The organism is Pseudomonas sp. W15Feb9B (genome assembly GCF_000828175.1).
Lineage (GTDB): Bacteria > Pseudomonadota > Gammaproteobacteria > Pseudomonadales > Pseudomonadaceae > Aquipseudomonas > Aquipseudomonas parakoreensis.
The window spans coordinates 34,169-57,504 of sequence record NZ_JTKF01000007.1 but is presented as its reverse complement, the minus strand read 5'-3'; the positions used below and the strand labels follow the sequence as shown (position 1 = coordinate 57,504).

General features: G+C 61.6%; 24 protein-coding genes. 8 read left to right on the top strand and 16 right to left on the bottom strand.

Features of this window, described 5'->3' with window-relative positions; genetic code table 11:
• Positions 1-21 precede the first annotated feature (21 nt).
• The 5 genes from leuS (at position 22) to OC71_RS04755 (ending at position 6,084) form a co-directional block, all read left to right on the top strand.
• The gene (leuS, locus tag OC71_RS04775; RefSeq protein ID WP_041065022.1) at positions 22-2,628 is read left to right on the top strand and encodes a leucine--tRNA ligase; all 2,607 of its coding nucleotides are present in this window, start codon (positions 22-24) and stop codon (positions 2,626-2,628) included.
• Between the two features lie 88 nt (positions 2,629-2,716).
• Positions 2,717-3,322 carry an LPS assembly lipoprotein LptE gene (lptE, locus tag OC71_RS04770; protein WP_041065019.1) on the top strand — a complete coding sequence of 202 codons (606 nt, stop codon included), beginning with the start codon at positions 2,717-2,719 and terminating at the stop codon, positions 3,320-3,322.
• A gap of 39 nt (positions 3,323-3,361) precedes the next feature.
• Positions 3,362-4,399, top strand: coding sequence for a DNA polymerase III subunit delta (gene holA, locus OC71_RS04765; RefSeq protein ID WP_025108700.1), 1,038 nt, complete (start codon positions 3,362-3,364; stop codon positions 4,397-4,399).
• Positions 4,400-4,535: 136 nt separating this feature from the next.
• On the top strand, positions 4,536-4,700 hold the full coding sequence (gene arfA / locus OC71_RS04760; protein ID WP_016986126.1) for an alternative ribosome rescue factor ArfA: 165 nt from the start codon (positions 4,536-4,538) through the stop codon (positions 4,698-4,700).
• A gap of 61 nt (positions 4,701-4,761) precedes the next feature.
• Positions 4,762-6,084 (top strand): lytic murein transglycosylase, encoded by a 1,323-nt coding sequence (locus OC71_RS04755; protein WP_041065011.1) that lies wholly within the window; start codon positions 4,762-4,764, stop codon positions 6,082-6,084.
• Between the two features lie 102 nt (positions 6,085-6,186).
• Here OC71_RS04755 and OC71_RS04750 read toward each other — a convergent pair whose 3' ends face one another.
• The 13 genes from OC71_RS04750 to OC71_RS04690 form a co-directional block, all read right to left on the bottom strand.
• Positions 6,187-7,134 carry an LD-carboxypeptidase gene (locus tag OC71_RS04750; RefSeq protein WP_041065008.1) on the bottom strand — a complete coding sequence of 316 codons (948 nt, stop codon included), beginning with the start codon at positions 7,132-7,134 and terminating at the stop codon, positions 6,187-6,189.
• A gap of 129 nt (positions 7,135-7,263) precedes the next feature.
• On the bottom strand, positions 7,264-8,262 hold the full coding sequence (gene lipA / locus OC71_RS04745; RefSeq protein WP_160768663.1) for a lipoyl synthase: 999 nt from the start codon (positions 8,260-8,262) through the stop codon (positions 7,264-7,266).
• Between the two features lie 25 nt (positions 8,263-8,287).
• Positions 8,288-8,935: a lipoyl(octanoyl) transferase LipB gene (gene lipB, locus OC71_RS04740; RefSeq protein ID WP_025108695.1), complete on the bottom strand. Its 648-nt coding sequence runs from the start codon at positions 8,933-8,935 to the stop codon at positions 8,288-8,290.
• Positions 8,935-9,210 (bottom strand): DUF493 domain-containing protein, encoded by a 276-nt coding sequence (locus OC71_RS04735; RefSeq protein WP_027612895.1) that lies wholly within the window; start codon positions 9,208-9,210, stop codon positions 8,935-8,937. Before OC71_RS04735 ends, lipB begins: the two co-directional genes overlap by 1 nt.
• A gap of 85 nt (positions 9,211-9,295) precedes the next feature.
• A complete protein-coding gene (locus OC71_RS04730; protein WP_003228546.1) occupies positions 9,296-10,453 on the bottom strand; it encodes a D-alanyl-D-alanine carboxypeptidase family protein in 1,158 nt (385 codons plus the stop codon).
• Positions 10,454-10,640: 187 nt separating this feature from the next.
• The gene (locus tag OC71_RS04725) at positions 10,641-11,651 is read right to left on the bottom strand and encodes a septal ring lytic transglycosylase RlpA family protein (protein WP_041065003.1); all 1,011 of its coding nucleotides are present in this window, start codon (positions 11,649-11,651) and stop codon (positions 10,641-10,643) included.
• A complete protein-coding gene (gene mltB / locus OC71_RS04720; protein WP_041064999.1) occupies positions 11,651-12,661 on the bottom strand; it encodes a lytic murein transglycosylase B in 1,011 nt (336 codons plus the stop codon). The genes OC71_RS04725 and mltB overlap by 1 nt, the downstream gene beginning before the upstream one ends.
• Positions 12,662-12,678: 17 nt before the next feature.
• Positions 12,679-13,782 (bottom strand): rod shape-determining protein RodA, encoded by a 1,104-nt coding sequence (gene rodA, locus OC71_RS04715; RefSeq protein ID WP_047296919.1) that lies wholly within the window; start codon positions 13,780-13,782, stop codon positions 12,679-12,681.
• Positions 13,783-13,813: 31 nt separating this feature from the next.
• Positions 13,814-15,709, bottom strand: coding sequence for a penicillin-binding protein 2 (gene mrdA, locus OC71_RS04710; protein WP_041064994.1), 1,896 nt, complete (start codon positions 15,707-15,709; stop codon positions 13,814-13,816).
• Positions 15,710-15,719: 10 nt separating this feature from the next.
• On the bottom strand, positions 15,720-16,187 hold the full coding sequence (rlmH, locus tag OC71_RS04705; RefSeq protein WP_039594316.1) for a 23S rRNA (pseudouridine(1915)-N(3))-methyltransferase RlmH: 468 nt from the start codon (positions 16,185-16,187) through the stop codon (positions 15,720-15,722).
• Between the two features lie 9 nt (positions 16,188-16,196).
• Positions 16,197-16,691, bottom strand: coding sequence for a ribosome silencing factor (gene rsfS, locus OC71_RS04700; RefSeq protein WP_007960601.1), 495 nt, complete (start codon positions 16,689-16,691; stop codon positions 16,197-16,199).
• 72 nt (positions 16,692-16,763) lie between these two features.
• Positions 16,764-17,486, bottom strand: coding sequence for a nicotinate-nucleotide adenylyltransferase (gene nadD, locus OC71_RS04695; protein ID WP_041064989.1), 723 nt, complete (start codon positions 17,484-17,486; stop codon positions 16,764-16,766).
• On the bottom strand, positions 17,455-18,726 hold the full coding sequence (locus OC71_RS04690) for a glutamate-5-semialdehyde dehydrogenase (RefSeq protein WP_041064986.1): 1,272 nt from the start codon (positions 18,724-18,726) through the stop codon (positions 17,455-17,457). Before OC71_RS04690 ends, nadD begins: the two co-directional genes overlap by 32 nt.
• 177 nt (positions 18,727-18,903) lie before the next feature.
• Between OC71_RS04690 and OC71_RS04685 the strand changes: the two genes are divergently transcribed.
• Both OC71_RS04685 and OC71_RS04680 read left to right on the top strand, forming a co-directional pair.
• Positions 18,904-19,599 (top strand): DNA-3-methyladenine glycosylase, encoded by a 696-nt coding sequence (locus tag OC71_RS04685; protein ID WP_041064983.1) that lies wholly within the window; start codon positions 18,904-18,906, stop codon positions 19,597-19,599.
• A 57-nt stretch (positions 19,600-19,656) separates the two neighbouring features.
• Positions 19,657-20,973: a bifunctional DedA family/phosphatase PAP2 family protein gene (locus OC71_RS04680; RefSeq protein WP_041064980.1), complete on the top strand. Its 1,317-nt coding sequence runs from the start codon at positions 19,657-19,659 to the stop codon at positions 20,971-20,973.
• Between the two features lie 3 nt (positions 20,974-20,976).
• On the opposite strand, the gene OC71_RS04675 is transcribed toward OC71_RS04680, so the two are convergent.
• From OC71_RS04675 to OC71_RS04665, 3 genes are read right to left on the bottom strand one after another with little or no spacing between them, the layout of a single operon-like run.
• Positions 20,977-21,567, bottom strand: a complete 591-nt coding sequence (locus OC71_RS04675) for an LON peptidase substrate-binding domain-containing protein (RefSeq protein WP_007960613.1) — start codon at positions 21,565-21,567, stop codon at positions 20,977-20,979.
• A gap of 10 nt (positions 21,568-21,577) precedes the next feature.
• Complete coding sequence (locus OC71_RS04670) at positions 21,578-22,294, bottom strand: LrgB family protein (RefSeq protein WP_007960614.1); 717 nt, start codon at positions 22,292-22,294, stop codon at positions 21,578-21,580.
• Entirely contained in the window at positions 22,294-22,656 is a 363-nt protein-coding gene (locus tag OC71_RS04665; protein ID WP_007960615.1) for a CidA/LrgA family protein, read from the bottom strand. The genes OC71_RS04670 and OC71_RS04665 overlap by 1 nt, the downstream gene beginning before the upstream one ends.
• Positions 22,657-22,836: 180 nt before the next feature.
• Here OC71_RS04665 and OC71_RS04660 point away from each other — a divergent pair, with 180 nt between their 5' ends.
• Entirely contained in the window at positions 22,837-23,292 is a 456-nt protein-coding gene (locus tag OC71_RS04660; RefSeq protein WP_003228575.1) for a MaoC family dehydratase, read from the top strand.
• Positions 23,293-23,336: the final 44 nt, after the last annotated feature.

The following is a 23,336-nucleotide window of genomic DNA, read 5'->3' as shown; positions in this document are numbered from 1 at the left end:
CTATCCAGTACAAAAGTAGCCATGCACGAACAATATCAGCCCCGTGAAATCGAAGCCGCCGCCCAGTCGTTCTGGGACGAGCAAAAGTCCTTTGAAGTCAGTGAACAGCCAGGCAAGGAAACCTACTACTGCCTGTCGATGTTCCCTTACCCCAGCGGCAAGCTACACATGGGGCACGTGCGTAACTACACCATCGGCGACGTGATCTCCCGCTACCAGCGCATGCAAGGCAAGAACGTTCTGCAACCGATGGGTTGGGACGCCTTCGGCATGCCGGCGGAAAACGCCGCGATGAAGAACAACGTGGCACCCGCCAAGTGGACCTACGAAAACATCGCCTACATGAAGTCCCAGCTGCGCAGCCTGGGCCTGGCGGTGGACTGGTCCCGTGAAGTGACCACCTGCAAGCCGGACTACTACCGCTGGGAACAATGGCTGTTCACCCGCCTGTTCGAAAAAGGCGTGATCTACCGCAAGAACGGCACCGTGAACTGGGACCCGGTCGACCAGACCGTGCTGGCCAACGAACAGGTGATCGACGGTCGCGGCTGGCGCTCCGGCGCGCTGATCGAGAAGCGCGAAATCCCGATGTACTACTTCAAGATCACCGCTTACGCGGATGAGCTGCTGGAGAGCCTCGACGAACTGACGGGCTGGCCGGAACAGGTCAAGACCATGCAGCGCAACTGGATCGGCAAATCCCGCGGCATGGAAGTGCAGTTCCCGTACAACGTCGACTCGATCGGCGAAGCAGGCACCCTCAAGGTCTTCACCACCCGTCCGGACACCCTGATGGGCGCGACCTACGTTGCCGTGGCTGCCGAGCACCCGCTGGCCACCCAGGCCGCGCAGAACAATCCTGAGCTGCAAGCGTTCATCGCCGAATGCAAGGGCGGCAGCGTCGCTGAAGCCGACGTCGCCACTCAAGAGAAGAAAGGCCTGCCGACCGGCCTGTTCGTCGAGCACCCGCTGACCGGTGAAAAACTCCCGGTATGGGTCGCCAACTACGTGTTGATGCATTACGGCGACGGCGCCGTGATGGCGGTCCCGGCGCACGACGAGCGCGATTTCGAATTCGCCCACAAGTACAACCTGCCGGTGAAATCGGTGGTGCGCACCAGCTCCGGCGACACCAACCCGGCTCCGTGGCAAGACGCCTACGGCGAGCACGGCACGCTGATCAACTCCGGCGAGTTCGACGGCCTGGACTTCACCGGCGCCTTCGACGCCATGGAAGTCGCCCTGATCAAGAAAAACCTCGGCGCCTCGCGCACCCAGTTCCGCCTGCGCGACTGGGGCATCAGCCGTCAGCGCTATTGGGGCTGCCCGATCCCGATCATCCACTGCGCCACCTGTGGCGACGTGCCAGTGCCGGAAGACCAGTTGCCGGTGGTTCTGCCAGAAGACGTGGTGCCGGACGGCGCCGGTTCGCCACTGGCGCGCATGCCGGAATTCTACGAGTGCAGCTGCCCGAAATGCGGCCAGCCTGCCAAGCGTGAAACCGACACCATGGACACCTTCGTCGAGTCCTCGTGGTACTACGCCCGTTACGCCTCGCCGCACTTTGAAGGTGGCCTGGTGGAAAAATCCGCGGCCGACCACTGGTTGCCGGTGGATCAGTACATCGGCGGTATCGAACACGCCATTCTCCACCTGCTGTACGCACGCTTCTTCCACAAGCTGATGCGTGACGAAGGTCTGGTCAGCTCCAACGAGCCGTTCAAGAACCTGCTGACCCAGGGCATGGTAATCGCCGAGACTTACTATCGTCGCGAAGCCAACGGTGCCTACACCTGGTTCAACCCGGCGGACGTGGAACTGGAGCGCGACAGCAAAGCCAAGGTCATCAGCGCCAAACTGAAATCCGACGGCTTGCCGGTGGAAATCGGTGGCACCGAGAAAATGGCCAAGTCGAAGAACAACGGCGTCGACCCCCAGTCGATGATCGACCAGTTCGGCGCCGACACCTGCCGCCTGTTCATGATGTTCGCCTCGCCGCCCGACATGAGCGCCGAATGGTCGGACTCCGGCGTTGAAGGCTCGCACCGTTTCCTCAAGCGCGTCTGGCGTCTGGCGCAGACCCACGTCACCCAGGGTCTGCCGGGGAAACTGGATGTCGCCGCTCTCAACGACGAACAGAAAGCCGTGCGCCGCGCCATCCACCTGGCCATCAAGCAGGCCAGTCACGACGTCGGCCAAAACCACAAATTCAACACCGCCATCGCTCAGGTGATGACGCTGATGAACGTGCTGGAAAAAGCCGCGCAAGGCACCGAACAGGACCGCGCGCTGATTCACGAAGGCCTGGAAGCCGTGACGCTGCTGCTGGCTCCGATCACGCCGCACATCAGCCATGAGCTGTGGAAGCAACTGGGCCATGCTGACCCGGTGATCGATGCAGGCTGGCCTGCGGTCGATGAAAACGCACTGGTACAGGACAGCCTGCAACTGGTCATTCAAGTGAACGGCAAGCTGCGTGGCCAGATCGAAATGCCGGCCAGCGCCACCCGCGAAGAAGTCGAAGCGGCTGCCCGTGCCAACGAAAACGTGCTGCGTTTCGTCGACGGTCTGACCATTCGCAAAGTGATTGTTGTACCAGGGAAACTGGTCAACATCGTCGCCAGCTAAATTGGATTGGGCGCCAGGTTCGCCTGGCGCCCTGTAAAACCTTTCGGGCCGCAGGGTCGGCCCACATGGTTTCAAGGGGAGCAACACAATGATCAAACGCAATCTGCTGGTGATGGGCCTCGCCGTTCTGCTGAGCGCCTGCGGTTTCCAGCTGCGTGGTACCGGCACCAATGAACTGACGATCAAGGAGCTCGACCTGAGCGCCCGCAACGCTTATGGCGAGACCGTCACCCAACTGCGTCAGGTGCTGGAGTCCAGCGGCGTCAAGGTTTACAACGGTGCACCGTACAAGCTGTACCTGGCTGACGAGCAGGAGAGCCAGCGTATCCTCAGCTACGCCGGGGCCGGCCGTACGGGCGAATACCAAGTCAGCACCGTGCTGAACTACGACATCGTTGGCGAACATAACCTGAACCTGCTGAGCGACAAGCTCGAAGTGCAGAAAGTGTTCATTCACGACGGCAACAACCTCGTCGGCTCCGATCAGGAAGCCAACGACGCCCGTCGCGAAACCCGTCGCGAACTGGTTCAGCGCATGATGCTGCGCCTGCAACAACTGACGCCGGGCCAACTGCAGCAATTGCAGCAAGCGGCCAACGACCGTGCCCGGGCTGAAGCCGATGCACTGAAGGCGGCACAGAAGGCTGAAGCGGAAACCCCGCGTCAGTCGCCGCTCGAACTGCCGCAGCAGTAAGACGTACGGGGCGCTAAGGCGCCCCGTTCGCCCTCTCTTATGAAGCTCGCTCCCGCTCAACTCGGCAAACACCTGCAAGGCGCGCTCGCGCCCGTCTATATCATCAGCGGCGATGACCCACTGTTGTGTCAGGAAGCCGCCGACGCCATCCGCAGTGCTGCCCGCCAGCAAGGTTTCGACGAACGCCAGGTGTTCGCCGCCGACGCCAATTTCGATTGGGGGACCTTGTTGCAGGCCGGCGCCAGCATGTCGCTGTTCGCCGAAAAACGTCTGCTGGAACTGCGCCTGCCTTCGGGCAAGCCCGGTGACAAGGGCGCTGCCGCACTGATCGAATACTGCTCACGCCCCGCTGAAGACACCGTGCTGCTGATCAGCTTGCCCAAGCTCGATGGCAGTGCGCAGAAGACCAAGTGGGGCAAGGCGCTGGTCGAAGGTCAGCAGACCCAGTTCATTCAGATCTGGCCGGTGGATGCCAATCAGCTGCCGAGCTGGATTCGTCAGCGCCTCTCCCAGGCCGGGTTATCGGCCAGTCAGGATGCGGTCGAACTGATTGCCGCACGCGTGGAGGGCAACCTGCTCGCCGCCGCGCAGGAAATCGAAAAGCTCAAGCTGATGGCCGAAGGTGGGCAGATCACCGTCGAAACCGTGCAGGCCGCGGTGGCCGACAGTGCGCGCTTCGACGTGTTCGGCCTGACCGACGCCGTACTCAACGGCGAACCGGCCCACGCCTTGCGCATGCTCGAGGGCCTGCGCGGTGAAGGCGTCGAGCCACCGGTGATTCTCTGGGCGCTGGCGCGAGAGTTGCGCCTGCTGGCCAATATCTCGCTGCAGTACAGCCAGGGCACGCCGCTGGACAAGTGTTTCAGTCAGGCGAAACCGCCGGTCTGGGACAAACGCAAACCGCTGATGAGCAAAGCCCTGCAACGCTACTCGGCGCCACGCTGGGCGCAGTTGCTGCTGGAGGCCCAGCGCATTGATGCGCAAATCAAGGGTCAGGCCGCTGGTTCGCCATGGATGAGCCTGAGCCGATTGGCGTTGTTGATGGCGGGCCAACGCCTTTCGCTGCCCGCCGAATAATCTGTCATACCGCAAACGACCCTTCGCGAGCAGGCTCGCGAAAGCGTGAGAACACTCCTACCTATCAGGGACTGGACAGACGTCCAACATCGGCAGATTATTTCCCCCGCAAAACCACTCACTCGAGAGAATCATCATGAGCAAAAAGCCATCAAAACATGGCCCGAACAAGGCCAAATCCATTGTTGCCCAACCCCTGTTCCGCAGCCGCCAGGAACGACCGACCAAGGGCAAAGGCAGCTACCGCCGCGAAGCCTTCCAGTCTGACAGCTGGGAGGCTTCTTACTTTCTGGCTGCCTGAAGCGCAGTACCCCCCGCTCATGTTAAGGTCTGTGCCTGAATCGTATCCCCTGGAACCGTGCATGCCCTTTCGTCTTTCCCGTCGTTGGCCCGTTCGCCAACTGATCGCTGCCTCCAGCTTCATTCTGCTTGTCGCCTGCGCGGAAAAACCTACCGCCGCCGATGCGCAACCCCTTCAAGCCGCCCCTGTCGCAACAGCCCCGGCAATCATCCCGCCGGTAGTGCCGTCCGCTGACCCTCTTGATCTTCAGCCCACCCAGACCTTTGCCGAATGGCAGGCCGGTTTCCGCAAGGATGCCTTGGCGGCCGGGATCCGCGCCGAGCTGTTCGATCGCGCATTTGCCAATGTCAGCTTCGATGCCAGCGTGATCAAGGCCGACCGTAGCCAGCCGGAATTCTCACGTCCGGTGTGGGAATACCTCGACGGCGCCCTCTCGCCACTGCGAGTGCGCAAGGGCCAAGCGCTGATCAGTCAGTACGCCGACATCCTGCAAAGCATCGAACAGCGATATGGCGTCGATCGTCAGGCACTGGTGTCGGTGTGGGGCATGGAAAGCAATTTCGGCCAGTTCCAGGGCACCAAGTCAGTGATCAACTCGCTGGCGACCCTGGCCTACGAAGGTCGTCGTCCGGGCTTTGCCCATGCGCAACTGATTGCGGCGCTGCAGATCCTGCAACAGGGCGATATCACGCCAGACAAGATGTTGGGCTCGTGGGCCGGTGCGATGGGCCAGACCCAGTTCATTCCGACGACCTACAACACCCACGCCGTGGATTTCGACGGTGACGGTCGCCGCGACATCTGGGGCAGCCCGGCCGATGCGCTGGCCTCCACCGCGCACTACCTGCAAAGCTCAGGCTGGCAGCGTGGTCAGCCGTGGGGCTTCGAAGTGCAATTGCCGAACAACTTCAACTACAACCTGGCCGATGGCGCGATTCGCAAAACTGTCGCCGAATGGCGTCAACTGGGCGTGAGCCTGCCCAATGGCAGTCAGGCGCCGGCCGGCTCGGAACAGTTGTCCGCCGCCCTGCTGCTACCCGCCGGTTATCGTGGCCCGGCGTTTCTGATCCTCGACAACTTCCGGGCGATCCTCAAGTACAACAACTCGTCATCTTATGCACTGGCGGTGAGCCTGTTGTCCGAGCGCTTCAATGGCGCTGGCCTGATCAACGGCACGTGGCCGAAAGATGACCTGCCACTGAGCCGCACCGAGCGTATCGAATTGCAGACCCTGCTGAGCGCGCGTAATTACGATGCAGGCACGGCTGACGGGATTATCGGCGCCAATACGCGCAAGGCGATCCGCAGTGCCCAGCAGGCGTTTGGCTGGCCGGCGGACGGGTATCCGACGCATAAGTTGCTTGAGAGCCTGCGTACTCAATAAAGCAAAATCAAAAGATCGCAGCCTTCGGCAGCTCCTACAGGGTAAACACTAATCCAATGTAGGAGCTGCCGAAGGCTGCGATCTTTTTGCGTCACCCGAGCATTATCGGGTGACCACATCCTGCTCCAGCATCAATTCCTTCTTCCCTGCGTCCAAACGAACCAGCGCCCCCATCGGCAGCGTCAGGTTCGGATCACAATGCCCGCTGCGCCACCCCGACAGCACCGGAATCCGCAACGGCTCAAACGTTTGCTTGAGCAGGCGGTTCAACGCATCGATATCGACCCCGGCCACATCACCGACCAGCACCCCGCGCAATCGGGCCAGTTTGCCGGCCAGACGCATCTGCGTGAGCAAACGGTCGATGCGGTACAGCGGCTCGTTGACGTCCTCGATCAGCAGAATCACGCCCTCGACATCAATCTCATACGGTGTGCCCAGCGTTGCGGCGATCATCGCCAGATTACCGCCGAGCAAACGCCCGTGCGCGATGCCCGGTTCGACGGTGGTCAAGGGATAAGCCACCGGATGGCTCAACACACTCCCCGCCTTCAACTGACCGCGCAGCATCGCAAAGAATGAAGTGACAGTCGGCGGCTCCTTGTCGCCCAGCAAATCGGCGTTGAGCAGCGGGCCGTGGAAGGTCACGAACCCGGCGTAGCGACTGATTGCCAGATGCAGCGCAGTGATGTCGCTGTAGCCGACAAACGGCTTGGCGTGACGACTCAGCAGATCGTAATCGATCCGGTCCAGCAGGCGCGGCGTACCGTAGCCGCCGCGCAGGCAGATGATCGCGTCGACTTCGGGATCGGCGAAAGCGGCATGCAGGTCGTTGAGGCGTACATCATCGCTGCCGGCCAGATAGCCGTCCTTCTCGTAGACACCGGGGAACACTTTCAGCGCATATCCGCGGGCGCGCATCCACTGCACAGCCTTTTCCGTGTCCAGCGCACCGGGGCCGGCGGGCGCGATCAGGCCGATCAGCCCTTCGGACGGCAGCGCCGGTACGGTTTTATGCGGAAAAAGGCTGTGGGTCGGTCGAACGGTCATCCATGGGTCTCCCTGTGTGAAGTCTTGCAGACACAGTAGTCAGGTCCAGAGACAAACAAAAGAGTGCGCGGCAGACCCAAACAAAAATACCCGCCGAAGCGGGTATTTTGTGAAGCCTTCAGCGCCGGATCAGGAACCGAGCAGCTCGGCCTTGACCAGTTTCGCCTGCTCGTCGGCGTGATACGAGGAACGTACCAGCGGACCGGAAGCGACGTTCTTGAAGCCCATCTTGTAGCCTTCTTCGGCGAACCAGGCGAAGGTGTCCGGGTGCACGAAACGCTGCACCGGCAAGTGGCTGCGCGACGGTTGCAGGTACTGCCCGAGGGTCAGCATGTCGATGTCGTGTTCGCGCATGCGCTTCATGACTTCGATGACTTCTTCGTCGGTCTCGCCCAGACCCAGCATCAGGCCGGATTTGGTCGGAATGTGCGGCATCATCTGCTTGAAACGCTGCAGCAGGGTCAACGACCACTGGTAGTCCGAACCCGGACGCGCAGCCTTGTACAGGCGCGGCACGGTTTCCAGGTTGTGGTTGAACACATCCGGCGGCTCGGCGGCAGTGATTTCCAGGGCGATGTCCATGCGGCCACGGTAGTCCGGGACCAGGGTTTCCAGCTGCACGTTCGGCGACAGCTTGCGGATTTCGCGGATGCAGTCGGCAAAGTGCTGGGCACCGCCATCACGCAGGTCGTCGCGGTCAACCGAGGTGATCACCACGTACTTGAGTTTCAGGTCGGCGATGGCGATGGCCAGGCTTTCCGGCTCGTTGACGTCCAGTGGTTTCGGACGACCATGACCCACGTCGCAGAACGGGCAGCGACGGGTGCAGATGTCACCCATGATCATGAAGGTCGCAGTGCCGCCGGAGAAGCACTCGCCCAGGTTCGGGCAGGACGCTTCTTCACAGACGCTGTGCAATTTGTGTTTGCGTAGCAGGCTCTTGATCCGGTCGACTTCCGGCGAAACCGGGATACGTACGCGAATCCAGTCGGGCTTCTTCGGCAGTTCGGTGGTCGGAATGATCTTTACCGGGATGCGTGCAACCTTCTCGGCGCCGCGCAGCTTGACGCCGGCTTCAACCTTGGGACGCGGGGCCGGGCGCTCGGTCACGTCGAGCGTCGGGATCATGGTTTGCACTGCATCAGTAGTCATATCAGTCGATTCCGCCCGTCAGGGTCGTCTGCTCAGCATAGTCGAGGTGTTTGACGAGCTGCGCGCGCAGCCGGGCACTTACCTCGGCAAATTCAATCGATCCTGCGTGATCGCTCAGCTGGGTCATCGCCAGCCCGGCATAGCCGCAGGGATTAATCCGTCGAAACGGTTCCAGGTTCATATCCACGTTCAAGGCCAGGCCATGAAAGGAGCAACCGTGGCGAATCCGCAAACCCAGAGAAGCGATTTTCGCTCCGTCGACGTAGACGCCGGGAGCATCTGGCTTGGCGGCGGCGGTGACGCCGTAGCTGGCCAGCAGTTCGATCAGGCACTGTTCCATGCGCGTGACCAGATCACGTACGCCGAAACCCAGCTTGCGCACATCCAGCAACAGGTAGGCGACCAACTGGCCCGGGCCATGATAAGTCACCTGCCCGCCGCGATCGACCTGTACTACCGGGATATCACCCGGCAGCAGCAGGTGTTCGGCCTTGCCGGCCTGGCCCTGGGTGAACACCGGTGGGTGCTCGACCAGCCAGATTTCGTCGGCGGCATTGCTGCCGCGTTCGTTGGTGAAGCGTTGCATGGCATGCCAGACCGGCTCGTAAGCCATCTGGCCAAGTTCGCGAAAGCCCAGCGTGCCCGGCATCACAACACCATGTGCACGAAACCGGAAGCCCGCAGCTCGCTGTTGATGTTGTACAGCTGATCCTGGTCTGTCGCGACGATGTGCAACTGGATGGTGGTGTACTTGCCGTTGCTGCTTTGACGCTCGTCGATGCGCTCATCATTGATGGTCGCGTGTTTCTTGACGATGTCGATGATCTTGTCTTTGTTGCCGACGCCCGTATCGCTGATCACCTTAATCGGATAATCAGTTTGCGGAAATTCGATCTTTGGCGCCTTTACTTCGGTATCGGTCATGGCGTAACGGCCTCTAGAGCGCAAGCCGTGGTAACGCACATGGCCCCGCACCGGATCGGGGCGGGGCCATGCAGGTCAACACAAATCAGTTGAACAAGCCGTAGAAGAATAGACGGATGCTATCCCACATGCGGCGGAAGATACCACCCTCCTCGACAGCGTCCAGAGCGATCAGGTCGGCGCTGTGCACCACCTTGTCGTCCAGTTTCACTTCGACTTTACCGATCACGTCGCCCTTGGCGATTGGCGCGGTCAGTTGCGGGTTCATGGTCATGCTGGCAGCGAGCTTTTTCAGCTGGCCTTTTGGCAGGGTCATGGTCAGGTCTTCAGCCAGGCCGGCCTTGACCTGGCTGGTGGTGCCTTTCCACACCGGGGCCTGAGCCAGTTCGGTGCCCTTCTGATAGAAGGTCTGGGTTTCGAAGAAGCGGAAGCCGTAGGTCAGCAGCTTCTGGGTTTCAGCAGCACGGGCCACTTCGCTGTTGGTGCCGAACACCACAGCAATCAGACGCTGGCCGTCACGTACAGCCGAGGACACCATGCAGTAGCCGGCTTCGTCGGTGTGACCGGTTTTCAGACCGTCAACGGTCTTGTCGCGCCACAGCAGCAGGTTGCGGTTAGGCTGCTTGATGCCGTTCCAGAAGAACTCTTTCTGCGAGTAGATCGCGTAGTGAGCCGGGTCTTCGTGGATAATCGCGCGCGCCAGGATCGCCATGTCGTGAGCCGACGAGTAGTGCTCTGGGTTCGGCAGGCCGGTCGGGTTCATGAAGTGCGAGTTGGTCATGCCCAGATCGGCGACCGTCTTGTTCATCAGATCGGCGAACGCGTCTTCGCTGCCGGCGATGTGCTCGGACAGCGCCACGCTGGCGTCGTTGCCGGACTGAATGATGATGCCGTGCAGCAGGTCGCTGACGGTCACTTGCGAGCCGACTTTGATGAACATCCGCGAACCGCCGGTACGCCAGGCGTTTTCGCTGACGGTCACCGGGTCGTTCTCACCGATCTGGCCACGGCGGATTTCCAGCGTAGCGATGTACGCGGTCATCAGTTTGGTCAGGCTGGCTGGCGGCAGACGCTGGTCACCGTTGTTCTCCACCAGCACGTTGCCGCTGCTGGCGTCCATGAGCACGTAGGCTTTTGCAGCCAGTTGAGGTGGCGACGGCATCATCTCGGCCGCGAAGGCGGCTGGCGAGAGGAGCAGCGGGACTAGCAGACACAGGCGTTTGGCAAAGGTGGTGATGTTCATCCGTCTCTCGAAATCGCTAATGGAAACTTGCCCGAAGGCAAAACTATTCAGACAGCCTTCTAACGGGCCATCGCGTGTTCAGTTGCTCACTCCAGTCACCCTTGCCGGGCTTTTGTTCTTCGACGAGCCAACAACCTGGTCCACCCCCCAAAACCGCAAGTGAACCGTCAATCAAGTGCTACGTTTCTTACTCGGTGACCACGCTCGGCGAGCCGAGATTGGCCAGGCGCACACTGTTCTGCACCTGGGCGATCTCACCCGGCGAACCGATCGGCCCCAGGCGTACCCGGTGCAGGGTCTGCTGATTGCGCACGATCGAGCTGATGAACACCGGAGCGCTCACCATCCCGCTGAGCTTCGACCTCAGGAGTTCTGCAGCGTCCGGGTTGGCGAACGCGCCCACCTGCAGATACTGGCCAGACGCTGGTGCAGAAGCGTTTTTTTTTGCGCTGATCTGTACAGGGACAGTATCAGAGGCATGTTGCTGCGGCGGCGGCGTCCACTGCTCGATGGTACCGGCTGAAGCCGTAATGACCGGGGCGCTATTCTGCGCGACTTGCGGCTCGTTGAGCATCAGCGGCGCCGGACGGCCCTTCGCGGCCCACCATTGCTGCGGATCGATACCCTCGACCTTGACGCGCGCGGTGCCGATTTCGGCATAACCGAGCTTCTTCGCGGCTGCGTAGGACAAGTCGATGATCCGGTCCGAATAGAACGGCCCGCGATCGTTGACCCGCAGGATCACGCTCCGGTTGTTGTCCAGGTTGGTCACCCGCACGTAACTGGGCAGTGGCAGAGTCTTGTGGGCGGCACTCATGCCGTACAGGTCATACACTTCGCCGTTGGCGGTGTTCTGCCCGTGAAACTTGGTGCCGTACCAGGAAGCGGTACCCGAGGCGACGTAGGTCTTGGATTCCTGCAACGGGAAATAGGTCTTGCCCAGCACGGTGTACGGGTTGGCCTTGTACGGACCGGTGTGCAGGGTCGGCGTGGCGTCCGGGATGCGCGAAACATCGACATCCCACCACGGCGCGCCGTCTTTGTGCGCGCGGTTGATGTCCAGCCCCGGCTGTGCACGCACGGCGGTGGACGAGGTCTTCTGGGTTGGCGCGCGGCTGGTCGAACAGCTGGCGACCAGCACCGCCAACGCGGCGAATGCCACCAGCTTCAGGGGTTTATTGATAGGCAATGCCCGCATTACTTGACGCCCCGTGCTTTTACCAGCTCTTCAGACAGTTGATGTACGGCCATGGCGTACATCACGCTGCGGTTATAACGCGTGATCGCGTAGAAATTCTTCAGGCCCATCCAGTATTCAGGGCCGTTGTCGCCTTCGAGGCGAAATGCAGTAACCGGCATATCATCGCGCAGCGCATCATGACTTGACCAGCCCAGCGCCCGCAACTCTCCGACCGTTTTCGTCGGCTCGATGCCGGTGGTCAGACCTTCGTCGACCTGCTCGCCGCGCACGTCAGCGCGGCTCACCACCGGTTCCCCGGCGACCCAGCCGTGACGCTTGAAATAGCTGGCCACACTGCCGATCGCATCGTCCGGATTGGTCCAGATATTGATGTGACCGTCACCGTCAAAATCCACCGCGTAGGCGCGAAAGCTGCTCGGCATGAATTGCGGCAAGCCCATCGCTCCGGCGTACGAGCCCTTGAGGGTCAATGGATCGACCTGCTCTTCACGGGCCAGCAGCAGGAACTCACGCAATTCCTTGCGGAAAAATTCGGCACGGGGAGGATAGTCGAATCCGAGCGTGGACAACGCATCAATCACCCGGTAATTGCCGGTATTACGTCCGAAAAAGGTCTCGACGCCGATGATCGACACGATGACTTGTGCCGGTACGCCGTATTCCTGCTCGGCACGGGCCAGCACGGCCTCGTGCTGGCGCCAGAAGTCCACACCACGGGCGATGCGCGCGTCGGTGATGAACATCGGGCGATATTCTTTCCACTGCTTGACCCGCTCGGCGGGCTTGGAGATGGCGTCGAGAATCGCCTGTTTGCGCTGAGCCTCGCGAAACACGGCCATCAGTTGCTCGCCGGCAAAACCGTAGTCGCGGGTCATTTCGCCGACGAATTCGGCCACCTGTGGCGAGCCTTCGTAATCGCCGGCCAGCGCTTGCTGCACGCCGCCAAGGATGCCGACCAGGCCGACCCACGGCGCGTAACGAGTCGCCCAGCTGCGCATGACTTGCATTGAACTCTTCACCTTATTCAAACCTGTGCGATCCACTTGCGATGCGTATGAATCGACATCAAAACCCCAAACGCTGACAGCAGTGTCACCAGCGAAGTTCCTCCGTAGCTAATGAAGGGCAACGGCACCCCCACCACCGGCAACAGGCCACTGACCATACCGATGTTGACGAAAACATAAACAAAAAACGTCATGGTCAACGCACCGGCGAGCAATTTGCCGAACAGCGTCTGCGCCTGGGCGGTAATCACCAGGCCGCGACCGATCAGCAACAGATAGATCAGCAGCAGCGCGCAGATGCCGACCAGACCGAACTCTTCGCCGAGTACCGCGATGATGAAGTCGGTGTGGCTCTCCGGCAGAAAGTCGAGATGCGACTGGGTACCCAGCAGCCAACCCTTGCCGAACACGCCGCCGGAACCGATCGCGGCTTTCGACTGGATGATGTTCCAGCCAGTGCCCAGCGGATCGCTTTCCGGGTCGAGGAACGTGAGGATCCGCTGCTTCTGGTAGTCGTGCATGATGAAGAACCACATGGCGATCGCCACCGGCACCGCCGCAGCCAGCACGCTGAGGATCCAGCGCCAGCGCAGCCCGCCCATGAACAGCACGAACGCGCCGCCGGCCAGAATCAGCAGCGACGTCCCGAGGTCAGGCTGGCGCACGATCAGAATGAACGGCACACCGATCAGCATCAGACTGATACCAACGTGCTTGAGCTGCGGCGGCAGCGTGCGCTTGGACAGATACCAGGCAATCGTCGCCGGCATCAGGATCTTCATGAACTCCGAGGGCTGGAAGCGGATCACCCCGGGGATGTTGATCCAGCGCGTCGCGCCCATGGCGTTGTGGCCCATGATGTCCACCACCATCAGCAGCACCACGCCGACCACATAACCGAGCGGCACCCAGCGGGCCATGAACCGCGGTTCGAACTGGGCGATGACGATCATCGACACCAGGCCGATGCCGAACGAAGTGGCCTGTTTGCCCAGCAGATCCCAGCTCTTGCCGCTCGCCGAATACAGCACGAACAGACTGCCCGCGGCGAGAATCAGCAGCAGGATCAACAGCGGGCCATCGATATGCAGACGTTGCAGCAGCGTCGCACGACGACGCATCACATCCTCACTGGAGAGCATGCGATCAAAATTATTCATCACGGGCCGTAGCCTCCGCACTGATAGGACCGGCGTATTCGGCCTTCAATCGACCCTCCTGATCCAGAAGCCAGGCATCCATGACCTGACGCACGACCGGCGCGGCGACACCGGAGCCGGACTCACCGTTCTCGACCATCACCGAAACAACGATTTTCGGGTTGTCGGCCGGGGCGAAACCGACGAACAAGGCGTGGTCGCGGTGGCGTTCCTGAACCTTGGAACGGTCGTACTTTTCACCTTGTTTGATCGCGACGACCTGAGCGGTACCGGACTTGCCGGCGATGCGGTATTGCGCACCGATTGCCGCCTTGCGCGCAGTACCCCGGGCGCCGTGCATCACCTGCTGCATGCCGTGGTTGACCTTGGTCCAGTCCGACGGATCGCGCAGAACGATATCCGGCATCGGGTTTTCATCTACCGGCTTGGCACCTTCGATGGTCTTGGCCAGGTGCGGCCGGTTCCAGATGCCTTTGTTGGCCACCAGCGCCGTGGCCTGCGCCAGTTGCAAGGGCGTGGACTGCATGTAGCCCTGGCCGATCCCCAGAATCAGGGTTTCGCCCGGGAACCACGCCTGTTTGCGCGTCGCACGCTTCCACTCGCGGGACGGCATCAGGCCGGGAGATTCTTCGAACATGTCCAGCGAGACCTTCTGGCCGATGCCGAACTTGTTCATGTAGGCCGACAAGCGATCAATGCCCAGCTTGTGCGCCAGGTCATAGAAGTAGGTGTCGTTGGAACGCATGATCGCCGTGTCGAGGTCGACGAAGCCGTCGCCGGTGCGGTTCCAGTTGCGGTACTTGTGATCGTAGTTGGGCAGCATGTAGTAACCGGGGTCGAACACCCGGCTCGACGCCGTCACGACACCGGCATCGAGACCGGCAATCGCCACCGCTGGCTTGATCGTCGAACCCGGCGGGTACAGACCGCGCAACACCCGGTTGAACAGCGGCCGGTCGATGGAGTCGCGCAGCTCGGCATAGGCCTTGAAGCTGATGCCGGTGACGAACAGGTTCGGGTCGAAACTCGGCTGACTGACCATTGCCAGTACTTCGCCGGTATTCGGATCGAGCGCCACCACCGCGCCGCGCCGCCCGCCCAGTGCAGCTTCCGCCGCTTCCTGCAGTTTGATGTCCAGACTCAGGACGATGTCCTTGCCGGGAATCGGATCGGTCCGCTTGAGCACGCGCAGCACGCGGCCGCGGGCGTTGGTCTCGACTTCCTCGTAACCCACCTGCCCGTGCAGTTCCGGCTCGTAGAAACGCTCGATGCCGGTCTTGCCGATGTGGTGGGTACCGCTGTAATTGACCGGGTCGAGGGTCTTCAGCTCTTTCTCGTTGATCCGCCCCATGTAACCCACCGAGTGCGCAAAATGCGCGCCCTGCGGGTAATGACGCACCAACTGCGCGACCACTTCCACCCCGGGCAGGCGGAACTGGTTCACCGCGATCCGGGCGATCTGCTCTTCGGTCAGCTCGAACAGAATCGGCACCGGCTCGAACGGCCGGCGCCCCTGGCGCATGCGCTTTTCGAAGATCACCCGGTCCTCGGGCGTCAGCTGCAGCACTTCGACGATCACGTCGAGCACTTGCTGCCAGTCGCCGGAGCGCTCGCGGGTCATGCTCAGGCTGAAGCTCGGACGGTTGTCCGCCACCACCACGCCGTTGCGGTCGAAGATCAACCCACGGGTCGGCGGAATCGGCTGCACATGGACGCGGTTGTTTTCCGAGAGTGTCGAGTGATACTCGTACTGGATCACCTGCAAGTAGTACAGCCGCGCAATCAATACGCCGATCAACAGCATGACCGCAACAGCCCCGAACACGACGCGGCTACGCACCAGGCGGGCGTCCTTTTCGTGGTCCTTGATGCGGATCGGCTGAGACATGAGGGCAGGACTACTTGTGGTAAGGGTGACCGGACAGCACGGTCCAGGCACGGTACAGCTGTTCGCCGATCAGGATCCGCACCAGCGGGTGCGGCAAGGTCAGCGGCGACAACGACCAGCGCTGGTCGGCGCGAGCGCAGACTTCCGGCGCCAGCCCTTCGGGGCCACCGACCATGAAGTTGACCGTGCGCGAATCCAGCCGCCAACGGTCGAGTTCGACCGCCAGTTGCTCGGTGCTCCAGGGCTTGCCGTGGACTTCCAGCGTGACGATCCGCTCGTTCGGCCCGGCCTTGGCCAGCATGGCTTCGCCTTCCTGGCGGATGAAACGGGCCACGTCGGCGTTCTTGCCACGGGTATTGAGCGGAATTTCCACCAGTTCCAGCGCCAGTTCGGACGGAAGACGCTTGGCATATTCATGCCAGCCTTCTTCCACCCACTTGGGCATGCGTGAACCGACGGCGATCAGTCGCAGTCGCACAGCAATCCCTTACAGCTGGTCTTTGTTGAGCTTGGTGAAATGCTCGTGGGTGTTTTCCGGGCTGTGGTGCTTGGCGTCTGCCGCACGGCTTTGCTCGGCACCGGCCCACAGGCGCTCCAGGTCGTAGAACTGACGCGCCGAGGCAGTCATCATGTGCACGATCACCAGGTCGAGGTCGAGCAGCACCCAGTCGCTGTCGCCCTTGCCTTCTTCGCCCAGCGGCTTGGCGCCTTGCTTTTTGACTTCTTCACGGACCTTGTCCAGCATCGCGTTGATCTGGCGATTGGACGTACCAGTGGCGATGATCATGTAGTCGGTAATGCTCTGCTTGTCGCGAACATCGATGATCTGGATGTCTTGTGCCTTGACGTCTTCCAGGGCGGCCACGGCAACCTTGACCAGCTCGTCGCCCTTGAGCGGCTCGTTGGTATTGGCGACTTCCGGCAGCGGTGCGCTCTTGAACGTGCCTTTGCGCTTGACTTTGCTTACATCTTTGTCGGTCATATAAAACTCGTTTTGCTCATGTATTCGGCGGCTTGGCGATACGTGGATTCGTATCAGTGAAGCACGCCTTGTTCAGTTCGACGCACGGTACAGACCGTGCGCATCGATGTAGGCCAGGACCGCGTCGGGCACCAGGAAACGTACCGACTTACCGCTGGCCAGCAGTTGACGGATCTGGGTGGCGGAAACCGCGAGCGGTGTCTGCCAGACGAATGCAATCTGTCCGCTCGGCCCTTTGAGGGCCAGCGGGTCGCTCACCGAACGCGCTGCCAGCAGGTTGCGCAAGGCATCCGGCGGTTCGCTGTCGGCGTCCGGGCGCTGTAGCACCAGGATATGGCAATGCTGGAGCAACTCCTCCCAGCGGTGCCAAGTGGGCAGGCCGCAAAATGCGTCCCAGCCCAAAAGCAGAAAAACCTGGGTCTCGGCGGCCATTTCGGCACGCATCAACTCCAGGGTATCGATGGTCCAGGACGGCTTGTCCCGCTGCAATTCGCGGGCGTCCACCACCAGCGGCGGCACTCCGGCCACCGCACACTCAACCATGGCCAGCCGATCCTGCGCCGACACTTGCGGCGTATCGCGATGCGGCGGCCGGGCGCTGGGCATCATGCGCAACTCGTCAAGCGCCAGTGCTTCGGCGACTTCCAGCGCACCGCGCAAATGGCCGATGTGCACCGGGTCGAACGTGCCGCCCAGTACGCCAATGCGTTGCGGGCGAGACTCGCTGCCGGTTTGCGGCGCTGTCAGGTCGAGGTCGGTCAAGTCAGACCGTCGCCTGGCCGCGCAACTGGCCATCACCGACCACGATGTACTTCTCGCAGGTCAGCCCTTCGAGACCCACCGGGCCGCGGGCGTGCAGCTTATCAGTAGAAATGCCGATCTCGGCACCCAATCCGTATTCGAATCCATCGGCGAAGCACGTCGGGGTGTTGATCATCACCGACGCCGAGTCGACTTCCGCGACGAAACGTCGGGTGTCGGCGAGGTTTTCGCTGACGATCGAGTCGGTGTGGTGCGAGCCGTAATGGTTGATGTGGTCAATGGCCTGGTCCAGTCCGTCGACCACGCGGATCGACAGGATCGGCGCCAGATACTCGGTACTCCAGTCGTCCTCGCTGGCCGCATTCGCGTCAATGATCGCCCGGGTGCGCTCGCAGCCACGCAGCTCGACGCCTTTTTCGCGGAACTGGGCTGCCATCGACGGCAGGAAATCCTTGGCAACACATTGATCGACGAGCAGGGTCTCCATCGCGCCACAGATGCCATAACGGTAAGTCTTGGCATTGAAGGCGATGCGCTGGGCTTTCGCCAGATCGGCGTGGGCACTGACATAAACGTGGCAGATGCCGTCCAGGTGCTTGATCACCGGCACGCGGGCGTCACGGCTGATGCGCTCGATCAGGCCACGGCCACCGCGCGGCACGATCACGTCGACGTACTCGGGCATGGTGATCATCGCGCCGACGGCAGCGCGGTCGGTGGTTTCGACCACTTGCACCACGGCTGCCGGCAATTCGGCCTCGGCCAGACCGCGCTGGATGCACGCGGCAATCGCCCGGTTGGAATGAATCGCCTCGGAACCACCGCGCAGGATGGTCGCGTTACCGGACTTCAGGCACAGGCTGGCGGCATCGATGGTCACGTTGGGCCGGGATTCGTAGATGATCCCGATCACACCCAGCGGCACGCGCATCTTGCCGACTTGAATGCCGGACGGGCGGAAGCTCATGTCACGGATCGCACCGACCGGATCCGGCAGTGCTGCCACCTGGCGCAGGCCGACGATCATCCCGTCGATGCGCGCGGGAGTCAGTTCCAGACGTTCCAGCAAGGCTGGCTCCAGACCATTGGCGCGACCGGCGGCCAGATCCTGTTCGTTGGCTGCGGCCAGCTCGGCGCGCGCAGCGTCCAGCGCATTGGCAGCAGCCTGCAGGGCGCGGTTTTTCTGCGCGGTGCTGGCACGGCCGATGACCCGGGAAGCTTCGCGGGCGGCGCGACCCAATCGGGTCATGTAGTCAAGAACGGACTCAGTCATGGTCTGCTGGGGTCTTGGCAAAGAGGAAAGCGGCAGATTATAGCTGTCGCGTCCCGGGACTAACAGCGGTGACAGGCGGATGGTCGAAATGGACTGCAATTTGCCGACGTTCAGCCGTAATTAAGCCGCGGATTGTTATCATCACGACCTCCTTCGTCTGGATAAACACCGTTTGCCATGTCCAACCTGACCGTTCGCGCCACCGCCGAGCGCCTGCCACTGGGCCTTCCGGACAATTTTTTCGACCGTGACGCGCAAGTACTGGCCCGCGATCTGCTCGGCAAAGTCATCCGCCACCGGGTCGGCGATCTATGGCTCAGTGCCCGGATCATCGAAACCGAAGCCTATTACTGCGCGGAAAAAGGCAGTCATGCATCGCTCGGTTACACGGAAAAGCGTAAGGCTTTGTTTCTGGATGGCGGACACATCTATATGTATTACGCCCGTGGCGGCGATTCACTGAACTTCAGCGCTCAGGGGCCGGGCAATGCGGTGCTGATCAAATCCGCCTACCCGTGGGTCGATGAGGTCAGCGGGCCGGCGAGCCTGGCGCAGATGCTGCTGAACAATCCCGATGCCCAAGGCCGCCCGCGTCCTTCGCAAAAGCTGTGCGCCGGGCAGACACTGCTGTGCAAGGCGCTTGGGCTGAAAGTGCCGATGTGGGACGCCAAGCGTTTCGACCATGAACTGCTGCTGGTGGAAGACACCGGCCCGGCGCCGACGCAGATCATTCAGACCACACGCCTGGGCATCCCCCAGGGCCGCGACGAACACCTGATGTACCGCTTCGTCGACGCCACGTATGCCCAGTGGTGCACGCGGAACCCGTTGCGCCGGGGTCAGGTCGAAGGGCGCGATTATTTCCTGTTGTAAACACGTAACCCTGCGGCAGTTCCTACAGGGATCATCAATGGTTTGGAGTTTTTTGGTATGGGCCCATGGCTCGATAGCGTAACCGGATGGCTGGCGGCCAATCCGCAGTGGCTGGCCGCTGCGGTGTTTATCGTCGCATTCGTGGAGTGTCTGGCCATTGCCGGAATAATCGTGCCCGGCACCGTGCTGTTGTTTGCCGTGGCCGTACTGGCCGGCAGCGGTGCACTGTCGTTGAGTGAAACCCTGCTGCTGGGCTTCCTCGGCGGGATTCTGGGCGATGCGGTGTCGTATTACCTGGGCCGCCACTTCCACCAGAACATCCGCCGCCTGCCGGGTTTGCGCCACCATCCGGAATGGATGGCCGGGGCTGAAACCTACTTCCAGCGTTACGGCATCGCCAGTCTGCTGGTCGGGCGCTTCATCGGTCCGCTGCGGCCGATGCTGCCGATGGTCGCCGGGATGTGCGACATGCCCTTCCCGCGCTTCGCCGCCGTCAGCCTGCTGGCGGCGGCCGGCTGGAGCGTCGCCTACCTGCTGCCGGGCTGGGCCACCGGCGCGGCGATCCGCTTGCCGCTGCCGGAAGGTTTCTGGCTGCAGGCCGGCATCGTCGCCGCCAGTATCGCAGTGATGGTCGGCCTGAGCGTCAACAGCAGCTTGCGCCAGCATCGCCGGGCGACGATCTGGATCAGCAGCATGAGCCTGTTGATTCTGATCGGCCTGTTTATTGGCTATCCGTATCTGCACGCCCTTGACCAGGGCGTGATGACCCTGGTGCAGGAACATCGCCAACCGATGCTGGACGAGATTGCGGTGACGTTCACCCTGATCGGTGAATTCCGCAACATGCTGATGTTCAGCGCCCTGCTCACCGGCCTGTTGCTGCTGTGTCGGCAATGGCGCCAGGCAATCTTTGCCGGTGGCGTGCTGCTGTGCACCGCGCTACTGAACACCGTCACCAAACAGTTTTTCGCCCGGGTCCGCCCGGAAGTGCTGACCGATCCGCTGACCAGCTACAGCATGCCCAGCGGCCATGCCTCCGGTTCGTTCGCACTGTTTCTGGTGCTCGCGGTCCTCGCCGGTCGCGGCCAACCGCCGCGCATGCGCCTGACCTGGCTGCTGCTCGGCTGCATTCCGGCGCTGTCGATTGCTTTGTCGCGAGTCTATCTGGGCGCGCATTGGCCGACAGATATTCTGGCGGGTGCGATGCTGGCGGCATGCGTGTGTGCGGCGGGCTTGTGGCTGAGTCAGCGCAAGGCGCCGCTCAATGCCATGCCGTTCAAGGTCTGGTGGCTGATTCTGCCGGCACTGCTGGTGCTGTTCAGCCTGTTCGTTCTGCGGCATCTACCGGACACGATGTTGCGTTACGCCTACTGATACTCAGGCGAACAGCTCGCCCTGCAGCTCATCGAGCAGCGCCTGGATCGCATCCAGTCGCTGCTGCGGATCGTCGAGTTGCAGCAGGTCGATCTTGTCTTCTTCGGCGAACGGCAGCAGATACGCCAGTTGATTGGCCAGCGACTGCTGCCCCAGCGCTTCGGTGCCCATGTTCAGCGCCTCGACCATCGGGTGCTCGGCCAAGGCCTTGAGCAGCGCTACCAGATCGGCGTCTTCGTCCTGCAGCGGTTGCTCCGGCTCATCGTCCAGCCATTCGACGTCGGCGAGGATCAACTGATCGCGCTGCACCTCTGTGCGCAATACCTGAAAACGCCGCCCGCCCTGCACCCGGATCCCCAGCAGGCCGTTGTCCTGTTGCTGAAAATCGGTGATCCGCGCCTCGCAGCCGACCAGGGCAAAGCCTTCGGGCGCGACGCCGACTTCGTGGCCGTCGAGGATGCACACTACGCCAAAGCCGCCACCCTGTTTCATGCAGCGGCCGATCATGTCCAGGTAGCGCGCCTCGAAGATCTGCAAGTCGAGGTTGCAGCCGGGAAACAGCACTGTGTTCAGCGGGAAAAGCGGCAGACTCATAGACATTTCCTTAGACCACCATCGACACCGCCAACGGCAGGAACACTGCCGTGGCCACGCCCATCAGACTCATCGCCAGCGCCGCGAAGGCGCCGCACTCATCGCTTTCCTGCAGCGCCACCGAGGTGCCGACCGCGTGTGCGGTCATGCCCAGCGCCATGCCCCGCGCTTCAGGACTGTGCACGCCGAGCCGGGTCAGCAACGCCGGGCCGAAGATCGCGCCAATCACCCCGGTGATCAACACGAACACCGCCGCCAGCGCCGCCACGCCACCGATCTGCTCGGCCACCAGCATCGCAATCGGCGAAGTCACCGACTTTGGCGCCATGGTCATCAAAATCATGTGCTCGGCGCCGAACCACCAGCCGAGCAACACGCCCATGCCCGTGGCGACTACCCCGCCTATCACCAGCGTAGTAAAAATCGGCCAGAACAATTGGCGGATGCGCTTGAGGTTCAGATACAACGGCACCGCCAACGCCACCGTCGCCGGGCCCAATAGAATGCTGAGGATCTCGGTGCTCTTGCGGTACTCGGCATACGTCAGGCCGCAGCCGACCAGCACGCCGATCACCAACAGCATGGAGACCAGCACCGGCTGCAGAAAGATCCAGCGGGTTTTCTCGAACGCCGCCAGCACCAGTTGATAGGCACCGAGGGTGATGCCGATGCCGAACAGCGGATGATGAATCACCGAAGCCCAGGCACCTTGCCAATCGAAAAGCATCAAGCGTCCTCCGAGTTCGGTGCGTGACGCTTGACCAGCCGTTGCATCAGCACCCCGGCGAAGGCCATCGACAGGATCAACGACAGCACCAGCGCGCCGACAATCGCCCAGAAATCAGCAGCAATGTCGCTCGCATAAACCATCACGCCCACCGCCGGCGGCACCAGCAGCAACGGCAGATAACGCAACAGGCTGCCGGCGGCGAGGTTCAGCGGCTCGCCGACTTCACCGCGAATGATCAGGAACACCAGCAACAGCAGCAGACCGATGATCGGCCCCGGCAGCACCGGCAACAGCAAATGGTTGAGTGCCGTGCCGAGCAGTTGAAACAGCACCAGCATGGTCAGGCCACGTAACAACATCAGACATCTCCCCCCGCAAGTCCTCGGCATTATAAGCACGGCGGCGCTATGGATCGGCATTCGCCAAAAGCATGGTCGGTTGACCGGAGCAAAACGCCATGATGATCTACAGTGGTTCGCAGGGCGGTCAAATCCCCCACCTGAAAAACTATAAAACCGATGAACCCAAGGAGAGTCTCAATGCCCTATGTTCCCGTTGCAGAGCTCAAAGATTATGTCGGCAAGGAACTCGGACGTTCCGAATGGCTCACCATCGATCAGGAGCGCATCAACCTGTTCGCCGAAGCCACCGGGGATTATCAGTTCATCCATGTCGACCCGGTCAAAGCCGCGCAAACGCCATTTGGCAGCACCATTGCACACGGTTTCCTGTCGTTGTCGCTGATCCCGAAACTGATGGAAGACATCCTCGTGCTGCCGCAAGGCCTGAAGATGGTGGTCAATTACGGTCTGGACAGCGTGCGTTTCATCCAGCCGGTGAAGGTCAATTCAAAAGTGCGCCTGAAAGTCGACCTGGCCGAAGTGACCGAGAAAAAACCCGGTCAATGGCTGCTCAAGGCCACCGCGACGCTTGAGATAGAAGGCTCGGACAAACCGGCCTATATCGCCGAACCGCTGTCGCTCTGCTTCGTTTGAGTCACCGGATGCGAAACAGCGCACGCTGTTTCGCATCCGCGCTG